At 70.9% G+C, this 22,712-nt stretch carries 19 protein-coding genes; 17 read left to right on the top strand and 2 right to left on the bottom strand.

The features are described 5' to 3' along the window. Positions 1–11: 11 nt before the first annotated feature. From ACGFNP_RS20995 to ACGFNP_RS20930, 14 genes are all read left to right on the top strand, one after another. Positions 12–230 (top strand): acyl carrier protein, encoded by a 219-nt coding sequence (locus ACGFNP_RS20995; RefSeq protein ID WP_358315989.1) that lies wholly within the window; start codon positions 12–14, stop codon positions 228–230. Further along, positions 227–1,567: a flavin monoamine oxidase family protein gene (locus tag ACGFNP_RS20990; RefSeq protein WP_393320850.1), complete on the top strand. Its 1,341-nt coding sequence runs from the start codon at positions 227–229 to the stop codon at positions 1,565–1,567. The genes ACGFNP_RS20995 and ACGFNP_RS20990 overlap by 4 nt, the downstream gene beginning before the upstream one ends. After that, on the top strand, positions 1,560–3,263 hold the full coding sequence (locus tag ACGFNP_RS20985; protein ID WP_393320847.1) for a class I adenylate-forming enzyme family protein: 1,704 nt from the start codon (positions 1,560–1,562) through the stop codon (positions 3,261–3,263). Before ACGFNP_RS20990 ends, ACGFNP_RS20985 begins: the two co-directional genes overlap by 8 nt. Next, positions 3,260–4,627 (top strand): lysine 2,3-aminomutase, encoded by a 1,368-nt coding sequence (locus tag ACGFNP_RS20980; protein WP_358315995.1) that lies wholly within the window; start codon positions 3,260–3,262, stop codon positions 4,625–4,627. Before ACGFNP_RS20985 ends, ACGFNP_RS20980 begins: the two co-directional genes overlap by 4 nt. After that, on the top strand, positions 4,624–5,616 hold the full coding sequence (locus tag ACGFNP_RS20975) for a hypothetical protein (RefSeq protein ID WP_358315997.1): 993 nt from the start codon (positions 4,624–4,626) through the stop codon (positions 5,614–5,616). Before ACGFNP_RS20980 ends, ACGFNP_RS20975 begins: the two co-directional genes overlap by 4 nt. Then, entirely contained in the window at positions 5,613–6,842 is a 1,230-nt protein-coding gene (locus ACGFNP_RS20970; RefSeq protein ID WP_358315999.1) for an AMP-binding protein, read from the top strand. The genes ACGFNP_RS20975 and ACGFNP_RS20970 overlap by 4 nt, the downstream gene beginning before the upstream one ends. Beyond that, the gene (locus tag ACGFNP_RS20965; RefSeq protein ID WP_393320842.1) at positions 6,839–8,092 is read left to right on the top strand and encodes an MFS transporter; all 1,254 of its coding nucleotides are present in this window, start codon (positions 6,839–6,841) and stop codon (positions 8,090–8,092) included. Before ACGFNP_RS20970 ends, ACGFNP_RS20965 begins: the two co-directional genes overlap by 4 nt. Next, positions 8,089–8,937, top strand: a complete 849-nt coding sequence (locus tag ACGFNP_RS20960) for an SDR family NAD(P)-dependent oxidoreductase (RefSeq protein WP_393320839.1) — start codon at positions 8,089–8,091, stop codon at positions 8,935–8,937. The genes ACGFNP_RS20965 and ACGFNP_RS20960 overlap by 4 nt, the downstream gene beginning before the upstream one ends. Beyond that, positions 8,934–9,341, top strand: coding sequence for a hydroxyphenylacetyl-CoA thioesterase PaaI (gene paaI / locus ACGFNP_RS20955; RefSeq protein WP_358316004.1), 408 nt, complete (start codon positions 8,934–8,936; stop codon positions 9,339–9,341). The genes ACGFNP_RS20960 and paaI overlap by 4 nt, the downstream gene beginning before the upstream one ends. Beyond that, complete coding sequence (locus tag ACGFNP_RS20950; RefSeq protein ID WP_358316006.1) at positions 9,338–10,657, top strand: nitrate/nitrite transporter; 1,320 nt, start codon at positions 9,338–9,340, stop codon at positions 10,655–10,657. Before paaI ends, ACGFNP_RS20950 begins: the two co-directional genes overlap by 4 nt. Positions 10,658–10,666: 9 nt before the next feature. Continuing rightward, a complete protein-coding gene (locus tag ACGFNP_RS20945; protein WP_393320835.1) occupies positions 10,667–11,923 on the top strand; it encodes a hypothetical protein in 1,257 nt (418 codons plus the stop codon). 79 nt (positions 11,924–12,002) lie between these two features. Then, a complete protein-coding gene (locus ACGFNP_RS20940) occupies positions 12,003–12,554 on the top strand; it encodes an RNA polymerase sigma factor (protein ID WP_358316010.1) in 552 nt (183 codons plus the stop codon). Beyond that, on the top strand, positions 12,551–13,252 hold the full coding sequence (locus ACGFNP_RS20935) for a hypothetical protein (protein ID WP_393320831.1): 702 nt from the start codon (positions 12,551–12,553) through the stop codon (positions 13,250–13,252). Before ACGFNP_RS20940 ends, ACGFNP_RS20935 begins: the two co-directional genes overlap by 4 nt. A gap of 133 nt (positions 13,253–13,385) precedes the next feature. Further along, positions 13,386–13,874: a hypothetical protein gene (locus ACGFNP_RS20930; RefSeq protein ID WP_358316013.1), complete on the top strand. Its 489-nt coding sequence runs from the start codon at positions 13,386–13,388 to the stop codon at positions 13,872–13,874. On the opposite strand, the gene ACGFNP_RS20925 is transcribed toward ACGFNP_RS20930, so the two are convergent. After that, complete coding sequence (locus ACGFNP_RS20925) at positions 13,849–14,550, bottom strand: TetR/AcrR family transcriptional regulator (protein ID WP_358316015.1); 702 nt, start codon at positions 14,548–14,550, stop codon at positions 13,849–13,851. The two genes, ACGFNP_RS20930 and ACGFNP_RS20925, sit on opposite strands and share 26 nt — an antisense overlap. A gap of 61 nt (positions 14,551–14,611) precedes the next feature. Here ACGFNP_RS20925 and ACGFNP_RS20920 point away from each other — a divergent pair, with 61 nt between their 5' ends. From ACGFNP_RS20920 to ACGFNP_RS20910, 3 genes are read left to right on the top strand one after another with little or no spacing between them, the layout of a single operon-like run. Next, complete coding sequence (locus tag ACGFNP_RS20920; RefSeq protein WP_393320826.1) at positions 14,612–14,791, top strand: hypothetical protein; 180 nt, start codon at positions 14,612–14,614, stop codon at positions 14,789–14,791. A 52-nt stretch (positions 14,792–14,843) separates the two neighbouring features. Next, the gene (locus ACGFNP_RS20915) at positions 14,844–15,140 is read left to right on the top strand and encodes a hypothetical protein (RefSeq protein ID WP_393320823.1); all 297 of its coding nucleotides are present in this window, start codon (positions 14,844–14,846) and stop codon (positions 15,138–15,140) included. A 6-nt stretch (positions 15,141–15,146) separates the two neighbouring features. Next, positions 15,147–19,280 (top strand): hypothetical protein, encoded by a 4,134-nt coding sequence (locus ACGFNP_RS20910; RefSeq protein WP_393320820.1) that lies wholly within the window; start codon positions 15,147–15,149, stop codon positions 19,278–19,280. A gap of 64 nt (positions 19,281–19,344) precedes the next feature. Here ACGFNP_RS20910 and ACGFNP_RS20905 read toward each other — a convergent pair whose 3' ends face one another. Next, complete coding sequence (locus ACGFNP_RS20905) at positions 19,345–22,665, bottom strand: S8 family serine peptidase (RefSeq protein ID WP_393320817.1); 3,321 nt, start codon at positions 22,663–22,665, stop codon at positions 19,345–19,347. Positions 22,666–22,712 lie beyond the last annotated feature (47 nt).

Raw genomic sequence — 22,712 nt, 5'->3', positions numbered from 1 at the left:
GAGACCATTCCGTGAATGTCAATGCCGTCTCGGATGTATTTCGGCGGGTGCTGGAAAACCCGGAAGTCAGCGCGGACTCAGACTTTTTCGTAATGGGCGGGGATTCGCTGCTCGCCACCCGTGTCCTGAGCGCGGTCGCCCGGGCCAGCGGCGTTGAACTGGATTTCGACGACTTCCTCGACGCGCCGACTCCGAGCGCCCTGGTCAAGAAGATAGCGAGCCAGGTATGAGCGTCGTCGTCGTGGGCGCCGGCCTGGCCGGGCTCACCGCCGCCGCCGACCTCGCGGCACGCGGCGTCGAGGTCACCGTCTTCGAGGCGCGTGAGCGGGTCGGCGGCCGTACGCACGGCATCGAGGTCGCCCCGGGCGCCTGGGTGGACGCCGGCGCCGCGTACCTGGGAGACCGGCACACCGCGCTGACCGCCCTGCTGGCCGAGCTGGACCTGAAGACCACCCCTACCACCATGACCGGCGCCAGCCGGTTCGCACTAGGCGGCGACGGCCGGACCCGGGCCGGCCGGTTCCCGCCGCTGTCCGCGGTCGCGCTCGGTGAGCTGTTCGACGCCCTGGACGAACTGGACCGCGGCGTACGCGCGGACGCCCCCTGGCTGTCCGCGGACGCCGCCCGGCTGGACCGGCTGACCGCGGCGGAGTGGGCGCGCGAGCACCTGCGCCACCCGGACGCGCGGCTGTTCTTCCCGCTGTTCCTCGGCGAGATGATGGCCGCGGACCCGGCGGACGTGTCCGTCCTGCACATGGCGTTCTACCTCCGCTCGGGCGGCGGGATCCGCTACCTGAACGCCTTCGCGGGCGGCGCGCAGGAGAGCAGGATCGACGGCGGCGCGCACCAGGTGTGCGGGCGGCTGGCCGCCGGGCTGGGCGACCGGGTACGGCTCGGCGAGCCGGTGCGCGCGATCCATCAGGACGGCGACGGCGTGACCGTCGTCGCCGCGACCGGATCGGTACGGGCCCGCGCCGCGGTCGTCGCGGTGCCGCCGCCGCTCGCCGACACGATCGACTACCGGCCCGGCCCGGCGGCGCCCCGCTCAGGGGCCCGCACGGTGCCCGGCTGCGCGGTGAAGGTCCACCTGGTGTACCCGGCGCCGGCCTGGCGGGAGCGGGGGTTGTCCGGCTGGTCGGTCAACGCGCGGGGGCCCTTGCTGTCCACCGTGGACGACTCGCCCGTGGACGGCGGGGTGGGCGTGCTGACCGGGTTCGTGACCGGCAGGGAGGCGCACAGGTACGCGGCGCTGCCCGCCGCCGAGCAGCGCGAGCAGGCGTTCGCCCAGGCCGCGCGGCTGTTCCCCGGGTTGCCCGAGCCGATCGGCTGCCACGTCACCGACTGGGTCCACGAGGAGTACAGCCGGGGCTGCTACGCGGCGCTGTTCGGGCCGGGGGACTGGTCCCGGCTCGGCCCGCGACTCGCGGTTCCCCACCAACGGGTGCACTGGGCCGGCACCGAGACGAGCACGGAGTTCTTCGGCCTGATGGAAGGCGCCATCCGATCGGGACACCGGGTGGCCGCGGAGATCAACGCGATGTACCGATGGAGGAACATCCATGACTGACAGCACGTCCATCGCCCCCCTTGCCGTACGGCAGGGATTCATGACCGAGCCCGAGCTGGGCGCCGGCAACTTCCTCGACCACGCTCTGGCGGCCAACCCGAACCGGGCGGTCCCGTTCGTCTACAGCCACCACAACGACCACCGCGGCCGGGTGGTGCTGCGCGGCCACAGCCTGGTCGACCTCGCGGCGCTGCGCGACCGGTACGCCAAGTGGTACTGGGCCAACGGAGTACGGCCCGGCGAGCCGGTGGGAATCGTGGTGGCGGAAGGGCTCGAACCGCTGCTCCACTTCCTGGCACTCACGGCGCTCGGCGCCATCCCGACGATGATCAACGACGCGATGCGCGCCGACGTCATGGTCCGCTACCTCGACCACGTGGGCGTCGTCGGCATCGTCGCCGACGACACGACCAGGCTGTTACTGGCCTACCGCAACGCCCCGCAGACCAGGCCCCGGTTCATCGCCCTGGCCGCGGAGGTACGGGCCTACGACGCCGAGTCCGGCCGGCTGCCGGACGAGTACCCCTACCGGCACGCTCCGGACGACATCGTGGCGTTGATCCACTCCTCCGGCACCACCGGCACCCCGAAGTCGACGACGCTCGGGCATCGCAGTTTCTGGGACGGCAAGCAGGCGCGGATGGTGCGCTTCCCCGCCGAGCCGTACGACCGGCTGATGTCGCTCATGCCGCACACCCACGCCGGCGGGCTCAGCTACTTCCTCACGGCGGTGCTGCTCGGACTGCCGACCGTGGTCATGGCGGACTGGCGGCGCACGGTCGTGGAGCCGGTGATGGAGGCCTTCCAGCCGACCATGGTGGCCTCGTTCCCGCGGACGTTCGTGGAGCTGGCCACCGGCGAGCTCCCGGTCAAGGCCGCGGCGAAGGTCCACTCCTGGTTCAACACCGGAGACAGCGCCCACTACGGGCACATCAGGCGGCTGGTCCAGCTCGGCGAGCGGCCCGCCGGGCTGATCAAGTCGTGGCTGCTCCCGGAGGGCGCCGCCGCCGGCGAACCGCTGCCCGGCTCCCAGTTCGTCGACGGGCTCGGCTCCTCGGAGATGGGGATGGCGCTCTTCGGCCAGGTGACCGCGCCGGAGACCCCGCGCGACGACCGGTGCGTGGGCAAGGCGCAGGACGCGGTGATCAAGGCCGCGGTGCTGGACGAGAACGGCGCGGAGCTGCCGGACGGGACCGTCGGCCTGCTGGCCGTGATCACACCCTCGCGCACGCCGGGCTACTGGAACGACCCGAGGCTGACCCGCAGCTTCGAGCTCAACGGCTACTGGCTGACCGGCGACGTGGCGCGCAGGGACAGCGAGGGCAACTTCTACCACCTCGACCGCACCGTGGATGTCATCGACACCGCGGCCGGGCCGGTCTACAGCCTGCCCATCGAGGAGATCCTCATCGCCGACTGCGCCGACCTCGTCCAGGACTGCTCGGTCGTCGGCGTGCCCGGCGCGGCGGGGGAGGGGCAGCGTCCGATCGCGGTGGTGCGGCCGCAGGCCGACGCCGCCGACGTCACCGCCGACGAGGTGCGGGAGAAGGCGAACAAGGCCCTCGCCGACGCCGGTCTGGCCACGCTCGCCGCGGTCGTCGTCGCGCGGACCGACGAGGACTATCCGCTCGGCCCCACCGGCAAGGTGCTCAAGCGCGAGCTCCGCACCCGCCACGCGGTGCTGTTCACCGGATGAACCATCAGATGAACGCCGCCCGCCACCCGTACACCTATGTGCGCCGTCCGCTCGTCGAGCCGGACTGGCGACGGCTGCCGGGCTGGCGCGGCGTCACCGACGCGCAGTGGCGCGATGCCCAGTGGCAGCGCGCCCACTGCGTGCAGCACGCCGGGCAGTTGCGCGTGGTGGTCGGCGACCTGCTCCAGGAGTCCTTCTACGCCGACCTGGCGGCCGACCGGGCCCGGTTCGCGACCATGTCCATGCTGATCACGCCCCAGCTGCTCAACGTGATGGCGCCGGACGCCGCGAGCGATCCGGCCGCCTTCACACGGGCGTTCCTGGCGGACCCGGTCCGCCGCTACCTGATGCCGGTCAGTTCCGACCGGCATCCGGTCTGGCCCAGCCATCCACGCGCGCGCCGCGACTCGCTGCACGAGGCCGAGATGTGGGTGGTGGAGGGGCTGACCCACCGCTATCCGACCAAGGTGCTGGCCGAGCTGCTGTCCACCTGCCCGCAGTACTGCGGCCACTGCACCCGGATGGACCTGGTCGGCACCTCGACCCCGCAGGTCGTCAAGGCCCGGCTCGCGCTCAAACCCGTGGACCGGCAGGAGCTGATGCTGGACTACCTCAAGCGCACACCCGGCGTACGCGACGTGGTGGTCTCCGGCGGCGACGTGGCCAATCTGCCATGGCCGCGGCTGGAGGCGTTCCTGGTGCGGCTGCTCGAACTGGAGTCCGTACGGGACATCCGCCTGGCCACCAAGGCGCTGATCGGCCTGCCCCAGCACTGGCTCCAGCCCGGCGTGGTCGAGGGGATGGGCCGGGTGGCCGCCATCGCCCGCGCCCGCGGGGTGAACCTGGCCATACACACCCACGCCAACCACGTGCGGTCGGTGACGCCACTGGTCGCCGAGGCGGCCCGGGCCATGCTCGACGCGGGTGTGCGGGACGTGCGCAACCAGGGCGTGCTCCTGCGCGGCGTGAACACGACCCCGGACGACCTGCTGGACCTGTGCTTCGCCCTGCAGGGCGAAGCCGGCATCCTGCCCTACTACTTCTACCTCTGCGACCTGATCCCCAACGCGGAGCACTGGCGGATCCCGGTCCACCAGGCGCAGCGGCTGCAGGAAGCCATCATGGGCTACCTCCCCGGCTACGCGACGCCGCGGCTCGTGTGCGACGTGCCCTACGTCGGCAAGCGCTGGGTGCACCAGGTGGCGGAGTACGACCGGGAACGCGGCATCTCGTACTGGAGCCAGAACCACGGGATCGGACTCCAGCCGGCCGACCAGGACCGCCGCTTCCCCTTCTACGACCCGATCGACACCTTGCCCGAGCCGGGCCGCCGCTGGTGGGCCGACGGAGAGGGACGACCATGACCCCGAGCACGCTGCGCCGCATGTGCTGGATCTTCCCCGATCGCGAGTCCACCCGGGGCACCGCGATGTGGCACCCCTTCTTCTGGGACCTCTACGCCGACGTGGCCGCCGAGCTCGGCCTCCGCTGGAGCAGGCATTCCCCCGACGCGGTGACGGTCGACGGCCTGGAGCCCGGCAAGCCGCGCGTCTACGTGGACGACGAACCCGTCACCCCGGAGGACACGCTCTTCATCACCGCGCTGTACTCGCTGCCCTACCAGTCCATGGACGTGTTCAACCAGTACGCGCTGTACGCCGTGCTGGAGCAGGCCGGCTTCTACCTGTCGTTCCCGCCGGGCCTGTCGCCCATCGCCAACGACAAGCTGGCCACGGTCCTCCTCCTGCACGATTCGCCCATTCCGCCGGTGCCCACGCTCCGCATCGGCACCGGCCGGGACACCAGCAAGCACCTGTACGAAGTGGCGCTGGAGAACCTCACCTACCCGGCGATCGTCAAGCCGTCCGGGTGGTGCGGCGGTGGCGGGGTGAATCTGGCCCGCGACGCCGAGGAGATCCGCGGCCTGGCCAGCCTCGCGCAGGGCGGCGACACCACGCTCGTGATCCAGCCCTACCTGGGCGACGGCACGGTCGACTACCGGGTCTACGTCGTCGACGGCGAGCCGTACGCCGTGATGAAGCGGATCCCCGAGCCCGGCTCGCCGGTGGCCAACGCCAGCCGGGGCGGCGCGATGGAGTTCCCGCCCGTCCCGCCCGAGCTGGCCGAGGCGACGGCCTACTTCTACGAGAAGCTGCCCATCCCCTTCTTCTGCGTCGACTTCCTGTTCGACGGCGAGCGGTACTGGTTCTCCGAGCTCGAACCCGACGGGGTGATCGCGCCGGACTACGGCGACCCCCACCGCACCCTCCAGCGCGAGGTCACCCGGGCCCGCTGGACGGCCTACCGCGACGCCCACACCCGCTGGCTGACCGAAAGTCAGGTGACGAAATGATCGAATCGTTCTCCCTGTCGCCCGAGGCGGCCGAGCCGCACCTGCGCGTCCCGCGGCGAGCCCTGGAGCGGCTCAGGAGCGTGCCCGCGCTCGCGCCGCGCTACGCCGCCTGCGAGAAGGTACTCACGCTGGAGGACCTCGCCGCGCTTCCCGCGCTGGTGAAGGACGACCTGAACGTGGCGCTGGCGCACCTGAGGCCCAAGGCCGAGCAGGGCGCCACCTGGCTCTTCCAGAGCGGCGGAAGCACCGGCGCGCCCAAGGTCGGCTACGCCCCCACCGGGTTCTACATGGCCGGCGTGTACGAGCAGTGGCGGCCGCTGGAGCCCGACGACGTCTTCGTCAACGCCTGGGGCGCCGGCCGCATGTGGGGCGCCCACTTCCTGGCCGCCGCCTTCGCCGACCTGTCCGGCTGCCGGGTCATCGCACTGGGTTCGGTGACGAAGGAGGAGTACGGCGACTGGCTGTCGTTCTTCGCCGCCCAGGAGGTGACCGCGATCGGCGGCACCCCCAGCGTGCTGCGGCTGTGGTTCGCGCACGCGCGGGCCGCCGGAGTGCGCCTGCCCGCGCTGCGCAAGGTGCTCTGGCTCGGGGAGGCGTGGCACCCCCAGCTCGACGAGGACATGGCCGAGGTGGCGCCGGACGCGCGCCGCTGGGGCATGTTCGGCAGCACGGAGACCTGGGTCGTCGGCACCAACACCCCCCAGTGCCCGGCGGACGTCTTCCACCCGCTCCCCGCGCAGCTCGTCCACGCGGACGCAGACGAGCTGCTGGACTTCACCACGCTCGACCCGGACATGCTCAACCCGGTGCTGCGCTACCGGACCGGCGACGCCGGCCGGTTCGTGACGTGCGAATGCGGCCGGGAGGACAGAGCGCTGCGGGTGCTGGGCCGCCGGGACTCGGTGGTGCAGGTACGCGGCCTGGGGCTGCACGTGGACGACATCGTCGCCCAGGCGGAGCGCGAGCCGGGCGTCACCCGGGCGCAGATCCTCATCACCGAGCGGCGGGGCCGGGTGTCCGCCGTGGACGTACTGCTGCTGACCGACCGGGACGCGCCGCCTGACCTGCCCGAACGGCTGCGCGGCGAGCTCATGGCCGCGACGTTCACGATCAGCACGGCCTTCCAGCACGACCCGCACGCCTTCCAGGTCAAGGTCGTGGACGCGCTGATCAGCAATGAGCGCACCGGCAAGACCGCCGGCTTCGTCGTACGGGAGGAGCCGTGAGGTTCCCGGGATCCCTGGGCAGGCAGTTCAACCTGTACTGGGGCGGCCAGACGGTGAGTCTGGTCGGGGACCGGGTCACGGTGTTCGTGGTCCCGACCTTGATGATCTTCGTGCTGCACGCCACCGCGCTTGAGGTGGGGATCGTGGCCATGGCCCAGTACCTCGGCATCCCGCTGCTGGGGCCGGTCGCCGGGGTGCTGGTCGACCGGTGGGACAAGCGCCTGACCATGCTGATGTGCGACGTCGTGCGGTTGGTGGCGGTGGCGGCCATACCCGTGACCTACTGGTTCGGGATGCTGTCGACGCCGGTGCTGTTCGTCTGCGTGGCGCTGATCAGCGGGGCGACGATCTTCTTCAATGTCGGCTACCTCGTCGCCGTGCCCACCACGGTGCCGGAGGACAAGCTGGTGCGGGCGTACTCGCGCCTTGAGGGCAGCAGCACGGTGTCCGAGGTGGCCGGGCCGTCGATCGCCGCGGGCCTCTACCACGTGTTCGGGGTGGCCGCGCTGCTCGTCGACGCGGCCAGCTACCTGGTCTCGGCGGCGTGCTTCCGCGCCATGCGGCCCTGGGGGACCAAGGCCGTCCAGCAGGGCTCCGTGTGGTCGCGGCTGGTGCTGGGGTTCCGGCTGAACTGGGCCGATCCGGTGCTGCGCCGGGTGGTCATCGCCGCCGTGACCCTGAACTCGGGCGGCCCGATCTTCGTCACGGTCCTGCCGGTGCTGGCATACCGGGGTCTGGGCATCTCGGTGGGCGTGTTCGGGGCGGCGATGTCGGCGGGGGCGGGCGGCGCGGTGCTCGGCGCGCTCGTCGCGCCCAAGATCAGCGACCGGCTGGGCCTCGGCCGGACCATGGCCTGGGGGCTGCTGCTGCACTGCCTGGTCGGGCTGGGCATCCTCGCCGCGCCGGCGCTGCCCGCCGCGCCCGTGATCGGCGTGACGTTCGGCTGCTACGGCTTCTTCATGTCGTGCATCAACGTCTGCAGCGCCCCGATCCGCCAGTCGCGGATGACGGCCGAGAACCAGGGCGTGATGCACGCGGCGTTCCGCACCGCGACCTGGGGTGTGATCCCGCTGGCCGCCCTCGCCGGGGGAACGGCGGTCACGCTGCTGACCGGTGACCTGGGCGTGCTCGACGCGGCCAGGGCGGTCATGGTCGGCGGCACGCTGCTGGCCGCGTTCTCGTTCCTGCCCGCGGTGGGGATCCAGCCGCTGCTGGACCGCGCCAAGCAGTTCGAGGGGAGCCCGGCATGATCGTGCTGATCACCGGTACGTCGTCCGGCATCGGCCTGGCGACCGCGGTCACCGCCGCCCAAGCCGGGTGCACCGTGGTGGCGACGATGCGTGACCCGGGCGGGGACGGCGCGCTGCGTGAGGCGGCGGACCGCGCCGGGGTCACGCTGGACGTCCGCCGTCTCGACGTCACCGACGCCGCGTCCATCGCCTCGTGCCTCCAGGGCGTGCGGGAGACGTACGGGCGGCTGGACGCGCTGGTCAACAACGCCGGGGTGTCCAACTTCGACCCGACGATGGAGATGTCCACCATGGAGGCCCTGCGGGCCAACCTGGAGGTGAACTTCTTCGGCGTCGTCGCCGTGAGCCGGGTGGCGATGCCGCTGCTGCGCGCCGCCGGTGGCCGCCTGCTGACCGTCGGCAGCGTGCACGGCGTCGTCGGCCAGCCGTTCAACGAGGCGTACGCGGCGGCGAAGGCTGCCGTCGAGGGGTTCATGGAGAGTCTGGCGCCGGTCGCGGCGGCGCACGGGGTGCGGGTCAGCGTGGTCGTGCCCGGCTTCGTCCCGGACACCGAGTTCGGGATTTTTCCCGGCATCAATCGGGAGACCATCCGGGCGGCCTCGGGGCCGTACGCGGGGACGTTCGGCGCCTACCTCGACTGGGTGGGCGGTGCGGGCTGGGAGGGCGCCGGCCAGTCCAAGTGGGAGGTGGCCGAGGTGGTGGTGCGCGCGTTGAGCGAGGACGAGCCGCCGTTCCGCGTCCCCACCAGCGCCTGGGTGACCGAGTACCTGGCGGGCAAGCTCGCCGACCCGGACGGCTCGGCCGTCCAGGCCCTGGCCAGGACCTGGATCGGAGCCGCGGTATGAACACCGAGGACCCGGCCTGCCGCTCGCTCGGCATCGCGCTGGAGGAGGTGGCCACCGGCAGGGCGCGGCTGCGGATGCGGATCACCGAGGAGATGGTGAACGGTCACGGCATCGCCCACGGCGGCTACCTGTTCCTGCTGGCCGACGCCGCGTTCGCCTATGCCTGCAACACCTACGGCCACGTCACGCTGGCGCACAGCGCTCAGGTGACGTTCCTGCGCCCGGCCGCGGCCGGCGACGAGCTGGTGGCCGAGGCCACGGAGCGCGTCAGGTACGGCAGGAACGGCGTCTACGACGTGACCGTGCGCCGCCCGGCCGGTGAGATCGTCGCGGAGTTCCGCGGCCAGAGCGTGATGGTCTCCGGCCGGCCCAATGGGTCCACCAGCGAAGGGAAGCATTCATGAACGAGAAGCGGAGGACCGGGCGCTGGATCGATCACTGGGAGCCGGAGGACCCCGGCTTCTGGGCGGCCACCGGGCGCCGCGTCGCCACCAGGAACCTGGTCTTCTCCATCTTCGTGGAGCATCTCGGCTTCGCGATCTGGCTGCTCTGGAGCGCGATCGTCGTCCTGCTCCCCAAAGCGGGGTTCGCCTTCACCGTCGACCAGCTCTTCTGGCTGGTGGCGGTGCCGAACCTGGTGGGGTCCACGCTGCGGCTGCCGTACACGTTCGCGGTCTCGGCCTTCGGCGGGCGTAACTGGAACGTGGCCAGCGCGCTGCTGCTCCTGGCACCGGTGGGGCTGCTCGCCTGGCTGGTCACGGACACGGCGCATCCTTACTGGATGTTCCTGATCGCCGCGGCGGCGGCCGGGGTCGGCGGCGGGAACTTCGCCTCCTCCATGGCCAACGTCTCCTACTTCTATCCCGAGCGGCGCAAGGGGTTCGCGCTGGGCGTGAACGCGGCCGGCGGCAACCTCGGGGTGGCCGTCGTGCAGTTGCTGATCCCGCTCGTGGCGACGGCCGGCCTGGTGTACGCCGGGCTGGTGTGGGTGGTGCCGATCGTGGCCGCCGCACTGTGCGCGTACTTCTTCATGGACAACCTGGCCGTGGCGAAGACGGACTTCGGCACCCAGGGGAAGGCGTTCCTGCGTACGCACACCTGGGTCATGTCCTTCCTCTACATCGGCACCTTCGGCTCCTTCATCGGCTACTCGGCGGCGTTCCCGCTGGTCGTGAAGGCGACGTTCGCCGAGTCCGCGTCGCCGTACTTCGCCTTCCTCGGTCCCCTGGTCGGCTCGCTGTCGCGGCCGGTCGGCGGGTGGCTGGCCGACAGGTACGGCGGGGCCAGGGTCACCGCGTGGTCCTTCATGGCCATGGCGGCAGGGGTCGTCGGCGCGCTCGCCGGGCTCAGGCAGCACGGGTTCCCCCTGTTCCTGGGCTCGTTCATGCTGCTGTTCACCGCTTCGGGGATCGGCAACGGGTCCACGTACCGGATGATTCCGGCGATCTTCACGGCCCAGGCGGAGCACGGCGAGCCTGACGCCCGGCTGCGCGCCAGGCGGGAGGCCGCGGCGGCCATCGGCATCGCCTCGTCGATCGGCGCGTTCGGCGGGTTCCTCATCCCGCGCGGGTTCGCCATGTCGCTCGGGCAGACCGGGTCCATCGACCTGGCGTTGTACGTGTTCATCGGCGGCTACGCCGTGTTCCTGGCGACCAACTGGTGGTTCTACCGCCGCCGGGTGCTGGCCCGGGTGCCCAATCTGGCCCACAGCCGAATCTAGGAGCGACACATGCCCGCGAAATCCCTGCGTGACCTGATCGCGTTCGCCCGTCGCCACTCGCCCTTCTATGCGGAGGCGTACCGCGACCTGCCCGACGGCGTCAGCGACCTCACCCGGCTGCCGATCGTCGACCAGAAGGCGTTCTGGGCCGCGAACGTCTATCCGGACAACCGGCTGCTGACCGGACCGCTGACCGACGCCGGCGTGTACACCTCCGGCGGCACCACCGGCGCGCCGAAGTTCTCCCCGTGGACCCGCACGGAGCACGCCGACTCGGTGACCGCGTTCGGCGCGGGCATGGTCCGGGCCGGGCTGAAGCCGGGGCACCGGGTGGCGAACCTGTTCTCGGCCGGTGAGATGTACGGCGGTTTCCTCTACATCGAACACTCCCTGCACAACGCCCCGGTGGAGAACGTCCGGCTGCCCATCGCCTGCCACGCCTCGGACGACTCCGTCGCCGACCTGATCGCCTACTTCGGCGTCGACGTGCTGGCGGGCCCGCCGATGAAGCTGGCGAGCGTGGCCGCGGCGGTGACCGCCCGTGGGCAGGTGGCCGACACGGTGGAGCTGCTGCTGTTCGCCGGCGACCTGCTCTTCGACGACCTGCGCCCCCAACTGGCCAAGGCGTTCCCCGGGGCCGGGATCGCCTCGCTCGGCTACGCCTCGGTGGACGCCGGGCTGGTCGGCGGCCCGGTGCCGGGCGACGACGTGCGGGTGCACGAGGCGTTCGCCGACCGGACCCTGGTGGAGCTGATCGACGACACGACCGGTGAACCGATCACCGTGCCCGGCGTACGGGGCCGGGTGGTCGTCACCAACCTGTTCAGGACGCTGATGCCGATCATCCGCTACCCGGTCGGCGACCTGGCGGAGTGGACCGACGCGGACTGCCGGGGGTTCCGGCTGGTCGGCCGGTCGGACGAGGGCGCCAGGGTGGAGACGGTGGCGATGTCGACGGAGGCCATCCGCGCGGTCCTCGTCGCGGCGGACCCGGACCGGGCCATGTCGGGGATGCAGATGGTGCAGCGCCGCTGGAACAGCAAGGACGGCCTGCTGCTCCGGCTGGCCTGCGTCGAGGAGCCGCCGCCTGAGCTGACCCAGCGGCTCATCGACGCCGTGTACGCGGCCAAGACGCTGTACCCCCAGAGCGTGGAGGAAGGGCTCGTCCATCCGCTGGCGATCGAATGGGTGCGGCCGTCGGAGCTGGTGCTGCATCCTCGTACCGGGAAGGTGCTGCAGGTGGTGGACGAACGGCCCCACTCCTGACGGACCTGGGCGGGAAACACTTGCGGAGATGCCGGACACCTAGTGAGGTGTTCCGGCATTCTTCGGTAAGGAGACACCTGTGCAGGATCCACGCGTGCCCCCCGACACGCGAGATCGTTTCGAGCGGCTCTATCTCGATTGCTATCCGGCCGTACATCGCTACGCGCTGCGCCGTACCGATTCGGCCGACGACGTCGCCGACGTGATCGCGGAGACCTTCCTCGCCGCATGGCGGCGGCTGGACGACGTTCCCGACGGGGACGCCACCGTGCTGTGGCTGTACGGCGCGGCACGCCGAGTCCTGGCCAATCACCGGCGCGGGGAGTCGCGCAGGAGCGCCCTGGCCTCGCGGCTCCGCGGTGAACTGGCCATCAGCCAGGACGAGGCGCCCGCCGATCCGCGGACCGAGGCCGTACGCACCGCCTTCGCCGCCCTGGACCAGGCCGACCGCGAGGTGCTCGCGCTGGCCTGCTGGGAGGGGCTGACCGGCCCGCAGATCGCCACGGTACTGGGCTGCAGCAGCACCGCCGCCCGGCTCCGGCTGTATCGGGCCCGTAAACGACTGGCCCGGCTGATCGACACGACGGACGAGGTCACTGTGATGACCGCGCTGAGAGGAGAGGCACGATGAACAAGCTCGACCGTATGGTGTCCGCCATCGATCCGGCCGCGGCCTGCACCGAGCCTGCCATGAGCCAGGGCGTCCATGACCTCCTCGCGGAGATCGTGGCCACCCCGCCCGCGCTGCGACGCGGCCGTTCACCGTGGCGTCGGCCCCTGCTGGCGGGGGTGGCGGTCGCGGGCCTCGCGGCGGCCGCGGTGGTGGCCGCGCCGATGGTCTCAGGGCCGTCGAACGCGGCGTACGCGGTCACGGAGAACTCCGACGGCACCATTCAGGTGACGGTCAAGGAGCTGCGGGACCCCGACGGACTGGAGGCCAAGCTCAAGGCCGTGGGAATCCCCGCCGACGTGACGTTCACCGAGGCGGGCAAGCAATGTGCCCGTGGCCGTTTCGTCGGCGCGGACCTGGCCTACGACCCACCGAACACCCAGAACATGACCGAACAGCAGCGCAAGGAGTTCGACAAGCCGGACAACTGGCGCTCCCGAGACGTCGCCGTGTCGATCAACCAGGACACCTTCGTGATCTCCCCGCGTTACATGCGGCCATCAGAGACGCTGGTCCTGGAGTTCCGACCGGGTAACTACCCGGGGATGCGCTGGGTGTTCCTCCCCTATCTGGCCAAGGCCGGTAGCCCAGTCGCGCCTTGCCGGCCCGTGAAGGCGGACTCCGACGAAGGGATGGTCAAGGAGCAGGCCAGAAACTGATCACCAGCCGCTGGGGTCCGGCGGGTATGTGGGGGGCGCCCGCCGGCTCTGGTGGCGAACTTTTCGCCTGCGGTCGGCATCAGAGAGGGGGATAACAACTCCTGTTACAAGAAATGGGGCGACGGGGATGCAGATGACTCGACTGATGGCGGCGGCGCTGGCGGCCACGAGCGCGGCGCTGGTGATCGCGAGCCCGGCGGGAGCCACCGCCGCCAAGCCGGGCACCTTCGGCCCGTACGGTTACGGCGGCGTCAAGCTGGGGATGACCGCCAAGCAGGCCAAAGCCACCGGCAAGGTTGTGCTCAAGATGTCCGGCTACTGCGCTGGCTGGGACTACAAGGCCCACCCCAACCCCAAGGACGAGATCGGGCTTTACATCTCCAAGAAGCGCGGCGTCGCCGTCATCTTCGGGTGGGGCGGGGTGCGTACCCCCAAGGGCGTCGGCGTCGGCTCCACTCTCAGCCAGGTCAAGAAGGCCTACCCGAGCGTCAAGGAGCAGGAGAGCGGCTGGTACGCCACCGTGCCGGGCAACCCCAAGGCGTACTACTACTTCGGCGTCAACCAGCGGAACAAGGTCGAGCAGTTCGCCCTCGGCCTCAAGACCCAGGACTGCGTGAACTAGCGGCAAGCATGCCGTCGAGGAGGACGTCGAGCGCCCACTCGGCTCGGTCGGGGCCCTCGCCGGACACGAGGTCGTCGCCGAGCCGGGCGAGGTGGGGAAAGCGCGCCGCGTCCACGGTGGCGACCTGCGCGGCCAGGGCCGTCAGGTCATCGGCCTTCCGGGTGGCCGACTTCTGACTGGTCTGCTCGACGGCGATCGCGGTGGGATAGAGCAACAGCAGGTCCAGGCCCCACGCCGCCGCCCGGTCCGGCACGCCGCCCTCGTTGAGCAGGCCCGCGATCGCGTCGCCCAAGGCCAGGTAGTTGGGGCCGCTGGGCTGCGTGGACAGGGCCATCCGGGCGATCTCCGGATGAGCGAACAGGACGTCGCGGTAGCTGGTCAGCAGAGCCTTCAACCGCTCCCGCCACGGACCGGCTCCGGGCGGGGCCGCCGTGACCGGCGCCAGCAGCGCGTCGAGGATCTGCGCGTGCAGATCCTCGGTGTCGCGGACATAGACGTACAGCGAGGCCGGCCCGGTGTCCAGCGCCGTGGCGATGCGCCGCATCGTCACCTTGCCCAGACCCTCGTCACGCAGGATCATCAGTGCGGCGTCGATGATCCCCTGCCTGGTCAGCGCGGGTTTCGCCGGACGCTCCCGGCGGCTGACGGGTGCCCGGGCAGGGTCGCTGGAAATCATGCGGGCAACCTAGCACGAACATGTTCGTGACGCTTTCGCCTGCGCCCTGTAGGTTCGAGACATGAGCGCGGACGACCGGCGGCCTCCGCTTTTCGAGGTTCTCCCGGACCAGGACGAGCGGCCTGAGCCGATCACTATGCACACCTCGGACGGCACCCTGAGCGTGGCGGCCGACCTCACCGCCGAGGAGTTCGAGATCCTCGACGAACTCAGGCGGGCGGCGGCCAAGAAGCAAAGATGAGGCTTTGGCGTGAGTTGTACGATGCTGGGGTGATTCTTGAGGGCGAGGAGGCATGACGGTCCCCGGGTACACGGCGGAGCCGCAGGGAATCTTCCGGTACGGGAAGGCCTCCGCCGAGGAGGCCGAGCGCGTCCGGGGCATCCTGCACGACGTGCGTGAGGCGTTCGTGGCGGCGGGGCGGCCGATGGGGCATGACCAGTACGGCGCCCAGATGGAGAAGGACTTCCCCAGCATGCGCGACGGCATCATCAACGCCTTCAACGACTACATCGACCAGTTGGAAGGCGTCGGCGACGGGATGGGCGCGACGGCCGTCAACTACCGGGCAGCAGAGCATCCCAGGACCTGACGGGCGGTGCTGCTCGACGGGGACATACCCGGCTGGATGCGGCCGTGGATCGGCTGGGCCGTCGGCATGGACTGGCCGCAGGGCGATGAGGCCAAGCTGTTCACGCTGGCCGACGTGCTGGCCGCCGCGGCCTACCGAGTCGCGGATGCCATCGGCCTTCCCATTCCCGATCGGGACACCTGGGACGGCGAGGCGCTCCAGACCTTCGTCAGCCACGCCATGCCCAGGGTCAGCGGCAGCGAGGCCGACCTGCTGAACCGCCTCGCTCGAACGGCGGTGGCGCTGAACGACCTCGGCGTGCAGATCCAGTACACCAAGCGGCTGATCAAGCTGTCGATCGGGTTCCTGATCTTCCAGCTGTGGACACTGGTGCCGGTCATCCTGAACCCGGCCACGGCCAGCGCCGGGATGGCGGCCGTGGGACTGCGCGCCCGCTTCACCAAGGTGATCATCAGGCAGCTGGCCAGGCGGCTGCTGTTCAACATCGCGCTGTTCGGCGGCCTGATGCTCGCGATGGACCTGGGCGTGCAGGCCGGCCAGAGCCGGCGCGACAGGATCGACTGGGGTCAGGCGCTGACCTCGCTGGGCACCGGCGCGCTGAACGGTGTGTTCCTGACCGGCGCGACGTGGCTGGCGCCGCCGCGGTCGCTGCTGGGCTTCATGCTCGCCTCCGGCGCGGCGGGCGGTCTGACCGACGCGACCACGCAGGCGTTCGACGGGCAACCGTTCGATTGGGAACGCCTGCTCAAGGGCTTCACCTCGGGTGCCGTCGGCGCCGCGGACGCGCACTGGGCCGGCTGGAACCCGCACTTCGGCAGGGCAAGCGGCGACGGCTCACCGCACCCCGAACCTGACGGAGGCCCCGACCCGCGAAGCCCTGATCCCGAGCCCTTTCACACGGGCAGGCGGGACGCGACCGACCTGGCCGGGTTGCGTCACGGGGCCGACTCGGCTCACGACCCGGTGCTCCGCCCTGGAGAGGCAGCCGCGCAGCGTCAGCAGTTCCTCGTTCGCCACCTCCGGGAGGAGACCTGGTCCGGCCTGTGGTTCCGCAACCCGGAAAGCGCTGACATGAGCGTCACGGGCGACATGCGACGCCGTCCGCCCCTGCCCGGCCACGTGGACGTGGGCATCCGCGCCACCTCGGACGGCTTCCTGGTCGGCGGCTTCCGCCGGCTGCCCGCCGACCTGCCGCCCGCCATGCGCGACCTCGTACCGGGCCGCGACATCCGCGTCGACACCGCCGACCTGGCCGGTGTGCTGCGCGAGGACCCGCGGCTGGTGGCCCAGCCGGACGCCGTGCTGCGGGTGTTCGGGCCGCACGCCCGCCATGACGCCGTGTTACTGCAGGACCTGGCCGATCGTACGGGCCGGGTCGTGCTCGCCGCCGACAACGGCATGCCGTTCGGCTCCGCGCAGGGATATCGCGGCTCGCTGGACGGCCACTGGCAGCGCTTCGAGCCCGCTGTCGGCGACGCACCGCACTCAGAGCCCCGCAGTCGCATCGACAGCATGCTCAACTGGGGCCAGACCCGGGCGGCGGGCAACCCGCCGCAATCCCAGTACCACTTCAGCAAGTTGGCCGCCCAAGGGACGAAGGGCGGACGGGAGCCCGCCGGGGTCGACAGCGCCAGGGTCACGCTCGCCGACGGCTCGCACGCCATGCTGGCCGATTTCCCCACCAAGAAGGCCAGGGACGCCAAGGTGCTGGTCGCCCAGCTCGGCGATGAGCTCGGACTCAAGATGCCCTCGGTGCATCCAGTTCGAGACACGGGGCTGTTGCTCGAATGGGTGTACGGCGATCCGAACCACATGAGCTGGAGCGGCCAGGAGTGGAACCTGCCCCGCAGCGCGGTCACTGGCGAGGGCGTCCTGGCCGGCCTGCTCGGCGCCCTGTTCAGGGACGATCCCCTCTTGCTCGACGCGCTGTCCGGCGAGGCGGCCCTCATGCCCAAGCCCCATTTGGCCAAGCTGATGAGCCGGCTGTTCTTCCGCGAGATGGGCACCCACCCGGAGGGATGGGCGGCCAACCCGCTCTCGCCGAAGGACGTCGCCAGGGTCCGGATCATCGTGAGGGACCTCAAGTTCGACTTCGCCCGCATGGGCATGGCGGAGTCGCACCAGAGGATCACCGACTCCCTGCGGATGATCGCGGAGAACGCGGTCGGCGTCGACTCCATCTTCGATGCCCGTCTCGACGAGACTCTGCCTGAGATCACCACGCAGTGGCTCAACGACCAGGCCGAGCAGCTCGCCGACCTGGCCGCCGACCTCAGGGACACCACCCCGCCGGGCGCGGGACGCCCTCTCGTGGATCCCGTACAGCGGCTGGTGGACAACCTCGACGACATCGTGGCCTCGCGTGAGTCCGACCTGGGGCGCGTCGTCACGTTCGGCGACGGATCGCAGGCGCTTGCGCTGACCGGTTACCACGCCAGTGACGCGTTGGCTGGGGCGCTGGCCCGGCGCGCGCTCGGATTGGACGGCCCGGCGGTGCACCAGGCCTCCGACGGCACCGTCTACCAGACGTACGGTAGCGAACGGCTCCGCGCCGCCCTCGCCACCGGCGTCCGCGAGACCACCATGGTGTCGTTGACGGGGGCCGTCGCGGAGGTGGTGACGTTCAACGACGGAACCACGGCGCTGCGCCACGAGTTCGAGTTCGTCGCCGGGGCGGACAAGTTCGAGGCATCCGCTCATGCGGCGCACGCCGTCAGGGACGGTGTGCAGGGCCACTACCGGGCCTCGCCCACCGTCGTGTACGAGCACCGCATCAACCCGTGGCACTGGAGCGACGAGGAGCGCGCCGTTCCGGCGTCGCTCCGGCACGAACTGGACAAGCGCGCGCTGTACGCCTCGCTCATCCAGGACGGCGCGTCAACGCTGCGGTCGGAGAACCCGCGGATGGAGCACGTCGGAGGGGTGGACAAGCCGCTGCTCACGGAGGCCGACAGCGACGCGCTGCGCGCCAGGTACGAGGCGCTGCGGCCGGAGTTCGAGAGGTACGGCCTCATGAACGCCTACTATGACCACCTCGACGTGATCGACAGCGTGGGCCTGCACGCCCCGCTCGATCTCGGCCCGCTGCACGACCCCTCCCCGCTGGTCCCCGACTTCAGGGAGACGCCGTGGCGGCCGCCCGGCAACCAGGTGCCGGCGCTGCCGCACCTGCTCGAAGGCGTCAACCTGCGCCAGGTGAACGAACTGGCCGTCGGGCGCGCGGACGACCCCTCGCTCGTTCCCTGGGCCGAGACGACCCTCGACCGGGCGGACGCCGAACTCGCCGCCAAGCCGACCACGTCGGGCCACGTCTCCGCCCGCGTCCCCAATGACTGGTTGCCGAGCGCTGTCCGGCCCGGCGACGAGGTCGTCTTCCACGGGATCCTGGACGGCGTCGACGACCCCGGGAAGTTGACCGACCTGCCCGACAGCGTCCGGCTGACGATCAGGGCGAGCGAGTACGCCGAGGTGGGGGACCTGTCGGGCAAGCCCGCCCACGCGCTGTTCAGATCCGGGGTCAGGCTGAAGGTGCTGGCCGTGCAGGAGTCGTACGGCGAGCGGCACGTGTTCGCCATCCAGGTGCCGCAGGGCCAAAGCGCCGACTCGATGCCGCTGCGGGTGCCGCGGATGAAGCCCCCGCTCACCCCCGAGCTGGCCCATCACCTCGACGAGCACGTCAAGGAGACGGACGCGGGTGTCTGGCTGCGTGACCTCAACCACCCACACGACATGATCTTGGCCGACACCGCACTCAAGGTGCAGCGCATCGACGGCGCCCTCTACGTGGACGGGCACGGCTCGAAAAGGGGCAACTCGATCGGCGGCCAGGACCTGGACGCGAAGCAGATGGCGGCTCTCCTTCTGAACATCTCGAAGCTGAAGCCGGACGACGTCATCCTGCTGGCCAACTGTCACATCGGAACCGGCCAGCATCCCGCGACCGTCGCCAAACTCACCGGCCATGTCGTCATCGCCGCCGATTCGGCGATCCAGGTCACGCCAGAAGGCCACATGCGCGCGGTCTCCGACGAGTTCGGCCATCTGGGTGGCCGCGGCCAGTTGCGCATCTACCTGCCGAGCGACCCCGTCTCCGGCGCGGCGTACAACAAGGTCACGGCCTGGTTCCAGGCGCCACCCTGACGGCCTGTGAGGGCCGACGAACGCCCCGCGGCGCCTGTCCAGGCGCGGCGGGGCGTCCCGGTGGTCACTTGACCTGGTAGGCCCTGGTGACGGTCTCGGCGAAGCCGTTGCCGCCGGTGTCGGTGGCCTTGACGCGCAGCGAGGCGAACTTGCCGCGCGCACTGATCGGGTGCCAGGTCTCGGCTGACCAGGAGCCCTGGGCCGATGGGTGCACCAGCATGGGCAGCCAGGTACGGCCGTCGTCGTAGGAGATCTCCACGGTGAGCGTCCGCAGCTTCAGCGCGGGCGAGCCGTCCTGACGCTGGACGCGCAGCGGGATCCGCATGAGACCCGCCGCGGCCCGGTTGCGGTCGTCCAGCTCCGGATTGATCTTGACGGCCAGCAGCGGCAGCACCTGCCGCCGGCCCGGCTCGGGCGTCTTCGACCTGAACCGCCACTCGGCGCTGACCCGGGTGGACACCTTGGTCTGGGCCGGCACACGGTCGGCCGTCATGGTGAACCGGTACTCGCTCTCCTTCTTCTCCGCGGGCACCTCGATCGTGCCGGGCAGATAGTCGGCGGCGTAGATCTCCTTGCCGTCCCGGTAGAGCCTGGCCTGCGGGGCGACGTACTCGCCGTAGGAGATGCGATCGGGTGTGCCGTCCTCGAACAGGGCGGCCGCGAACTGCAGCAGGTTCTCCTCCCGCCAGGTGTAGTCGCCGCCGGGGTTGAGCGCCGCCGCGAAGACGCCGGTGTTCCACCGGTCGTCGGTCTTCTGGCCGGCGCGGTAGACGGTGGTCTTGCCGAAGAAGAACTGGTCGGTGTCGTTCCAGCCGTCCGGTGGGGTCCGGTACTGGATGAAGGACGGGTACCAGCCGGTGTCGCCGGGGGTGTAGTACTCCGTCCGGTGGAACGGGAGCGCGAACCGCGACACCTGGCCGTACGGCATCCAGGCCAGCTCCGTCCCGTACAGCACGGGCAGGGCGAAGTGCTCGCCGAACTTGACGTCGTTCTGCGTGGCATAGGTGGAGCTGACTTCGGCGAGGTCACGGCGGCGCGGGCGGTAGCCGGGGTCGGCGGGGATGCGCGGCTCGGCCTTCATCAGGTGATAGAAGTACGGGCTGTCGTCGTAGCTCCCGTCGGCCTTCGGCTTGGCCCACTGGGTCCAGCGGTAGAACGCGAACTTCTTGCTCGCCGTACGGGTCGTCGGGATGGCCTTGATGCCCTCGACGCGATCCGCGCCCCACATGCCTCCCAGGTCCACGTCCACGCCGAGCGGCTGACCGCTGTCGATGAGCTGGAGCATGCCGAGCATGCCGACGGCCAGCCGGGCGGTCGGTTCCTCCGTGCGTACGTCCACCGCCTTGGCCTTGCGGGCGTCGGCGGTGACGGTACGGTCGGCGTCGAGGGTGAACTCCGGGTCGGAGGCCATCACCAGGGTGCCGTCATGGTCGGCCATGAGGCTGACGACGGTGAAACGGTGGCCCTTCTCCAGCTTGAGGTCCAGCGCGCCGCCGGAGATGTCGTAGTTGCGCTGCTCCTCGGTGTCGAGGTCGATCAGCCCGGCGAAGGCGGCCTGGGCGGGCTGCCCGTCCGTGCCGGTGAAGCGCAGCTTGAGCCCGCGCTTCTCCGGCTCGACCCGCATGCCGATGCCGGTGCGTACGGAGACGTCGGCGTTCTTGGCGATGACCGTGCCGCTGAACAGGCCGGTCGGGCCCGGCACGGCGGTCACCTTGACCTGGGCGGTGCCGTTCGCGGGCACCTCCAGGGTGGTGGCGCCGAGTTTGAACGGCGTCACCGTCGCGCCCTTGCCGTCCTTGGCGATCACACTCAGGTCCAGCCGGACGGCGGCGGCGCCGTCGTTGCGGTAGGTGAGCGTCTGCTCCTTGGGCGCGGGGCTGGGCAGCTCGATGTCGCCCATGCTCAGCGCGGCGGGCTCGGTCGTGACCTGCTGGGTGATGGCGCGGGCGACGTCCACGCGGCCGGAGCCCTGGACGTAGGCGCCCAGCTCGTCGCCCGGCGCGGTGGAGGCCATCAGCGCGGCCTTGATCTGGCCGGCCTTCCAGTCGGGGTGCTGCCCGGCGACGATCGCGGCCGCGCCGGCCACGTGTGGCGTCGCCATGGACGTGCCGCTCAGCGTCGTGTAGGAGTCGTCGACCGGGGAGCCGGCGGAGGTGCCCGCGGCTCGCGCGGCGACGATGCCCACGCCGGGCGCGATCAGGTCGGGCTTGACCGCGGCGTCACTCGCGCGCGGGCCCGTGCTGCTGAACTGCGCGACCGTGTCGTCGTCGCGGAAGGAGGCGCCGACCGACAGCGCGCGGTCCGCGGTGCTCGGCGAGCCGACCGTCTGCGGGCCGTCGTTGCCCGACGCGATCACGAACAGCGTGCCGTACTTCTCCGACAGGCTGTTGACGGCCTGTTCCACCGGGTCGTCTCCGGGGGTGTCGGCCTCCCCGAGACTGAGGTTGGCGACGCGGGCGCCGTTCTCCGCCGCCCAGGTCATGGCCTCGATGATGCCCGAGTCCGGGCAGTCCCCGCTCTGCAGGCAGACCTTGCCGATCAGCAGCCGGGCGCCGGGGGCGACGCCCTTGTACCGGCCGCCCGAGGCGGCGCCGGATCCGGCGATCGTCGACGCGACGTGGGTGCCGTGGCCGTTGAGGTCGCGGACGTCAGGCTCGGAGGTGAAGTTCTGGGTCTTGGCGACCAGCCCCTTGAGGTCGGGATGGTCCGGGTCGTAGCCGGTGTCGATCACCGCGACCGTGACGTCCTTGCCGGTCTGACCGGCCTCCCAGGCCTTGGGCGCGCCGATGTGCGGGACGCTGACGTCGAGGGACAGCTTGGCCTTGCCGTCCAGCCAGATCTTCGCGGGCGCGGCGGCCGCTCTGGCCTGCCCGGTCAGGGACTTCCAGAGCGTGCCGGCGGCGGCGCGGGGCTCGCTCTGGGCGATCCCGTTGATCGCGGGCAGCGGGCGCCCGCCCGCGACACGCAGCGTGGCGGCGGCAGTTTGGTCCGGGTACGTCACGATCAGCGGGAGCGCCGAGCTGGCGGCGTCGTCGTAGCCGAGGGCGGCGAGCCGGGTGACGTTGAACAGCCGGGGGTCCAGCCGTCCGGCGGCCAGCAGGGGCATCGCGTCGACGGGGACGATGCTGAGCCCGTCCTTGGCCCGGCGATGCACGAAGGTGATCTTCTCCCTGCCGGGGCCGGGCTGGACGTCGAACTGGGTCTGCTTGTCGGGGAGCGGGCGGAGGGCGACCTTGTCCCCGGTGATGAGGGTGATGGTCTTGGGCTGCTCAACTGGGGTGGAGGACTGGGCCGAGGGAGCGGGAGTGGGTGCTGCCTGGGCCGGAGTGGCGGCCGCTAACAGGGCCGTTATCGCGACGCCCAGGAGGGCGGTTCTCTGAAGCACAACCGCTTTCTAGTTGTTTGTGACTTTTGGCGACAAGGTGATTGGTG

The organism is Nonomuraea sp. NPDC049269, from assembly GCF_043197155.1.
GTDB lineage: Bacteria > Actinomycetota > Actinomycetes > Streptosporangiales > Streptosporangiaceae > Nonomuraea.
The sequence above is the reverse complement of the archived record's forward strand: the minus strand, read 5'-3'. Positions and strand labels throughout refer to the sequence as shown.

Bases quoted from the DNA above. Each gene is read 5' to 3' on its own strand.
- ACGFNP_RS20920 (WP_393320826.1), top strand. From the start codon at position 14,612: ATGAGCGCGGACGACCGGCGGCCTCCGCTTTTCGAGGTTCTCCCGGAC.
- ACGFNP_RS20985 (WP_393320847.1), top strand. From the start codon at position 1,560: ATGACTGACAGCACGTCCATCGCCCCCCTTGCCGTACGGCAGGGATTC.
- ACGFNP_RS20980 (WP_358315995.1), top strand. From the start codon at position 3,260: ATGAACCATCAGATGAACGCCGCCCGCCACCCGTACACCTATGTGCGC.
- paaI (WP_358316004.1), top strand. From the start codon at position 8,934: ATGAACACCGAGGACCCGGCCTGCCGCTCGCTCGGCATCGCGCTGGAG.
- ACGFNP_RS20990 (WP_393320850.1), top strand. From the start codon at position 227: ATGAGCGTCGTCGTCGTGGGCGCCGGCCTGGCCGGGCTCACCGCCGCC.
- ACGFNP_RS20915 (WP_393320823.1), top strand. From the start codon at position 14,844: ATGACGGTCCCCGGGTACACGGCGGAGCCGCAGGGAATCTTCCGGTAC.
- ACGFNP_RS20935 (WP_393320831.1), top strand. From the start codon at position 12,551: ATGAACAAGCTCGACCGTATGGTGTCCGCCATCGATCCGGCCGCGGCC.
- ACGFNP_RS20975 (WP_358315997.1), top strand. From the start codon at position 4,624: ATGACCCCGAGCACGCTGCGCCGCATGTGCTGGATCTTCCCCGATCGC.
- ACGFNP_RS20950 (WP_358316006.1), top strand. From the start codon at position 9,338: ATGAACGAGAAGCGGAGGACCGGGCGCTGGATCGATCACTGGGAGCCG.
- ACGFNP_RS20960 (WP_393320839.1), top strand. From the start codon at position 8,089: ATGATCGTGCTGATCACCGGTACGTCGTCCGGCATCGGCCTGGCGACC.
- ACGFNP_RS20925 (WP_358316015.1), bottom strand. From the start codon at position 14,550: ATGATTTCCAGCGACCCTGCCCGGGCACCCGTCAGCCGCCGGGAGCGT.
- ACGFNP_RS20970 (WP_358315999.1), top strand. From the start codon at position 5,613: ATGATCGAATCGTTCTCCCTGTCGCCCGAGGCGGCCGAGCCGCACCTG.
- ACGFNP_RS20945 (WP_393320835.1), top strand. From the start codon at position 10,667: ATGCCCGCGAAATCCCTGCGTGACCTGATCGCGTTCGCCCGTCGCCAC.
- ACGFNP_RS20930 (WP_358316013.1), top strand. From the start codon at position 13,386: ATGACTCGACTGATGGCGGCGGCGCTGGCGGCCACGAGCGCGGCGCTG.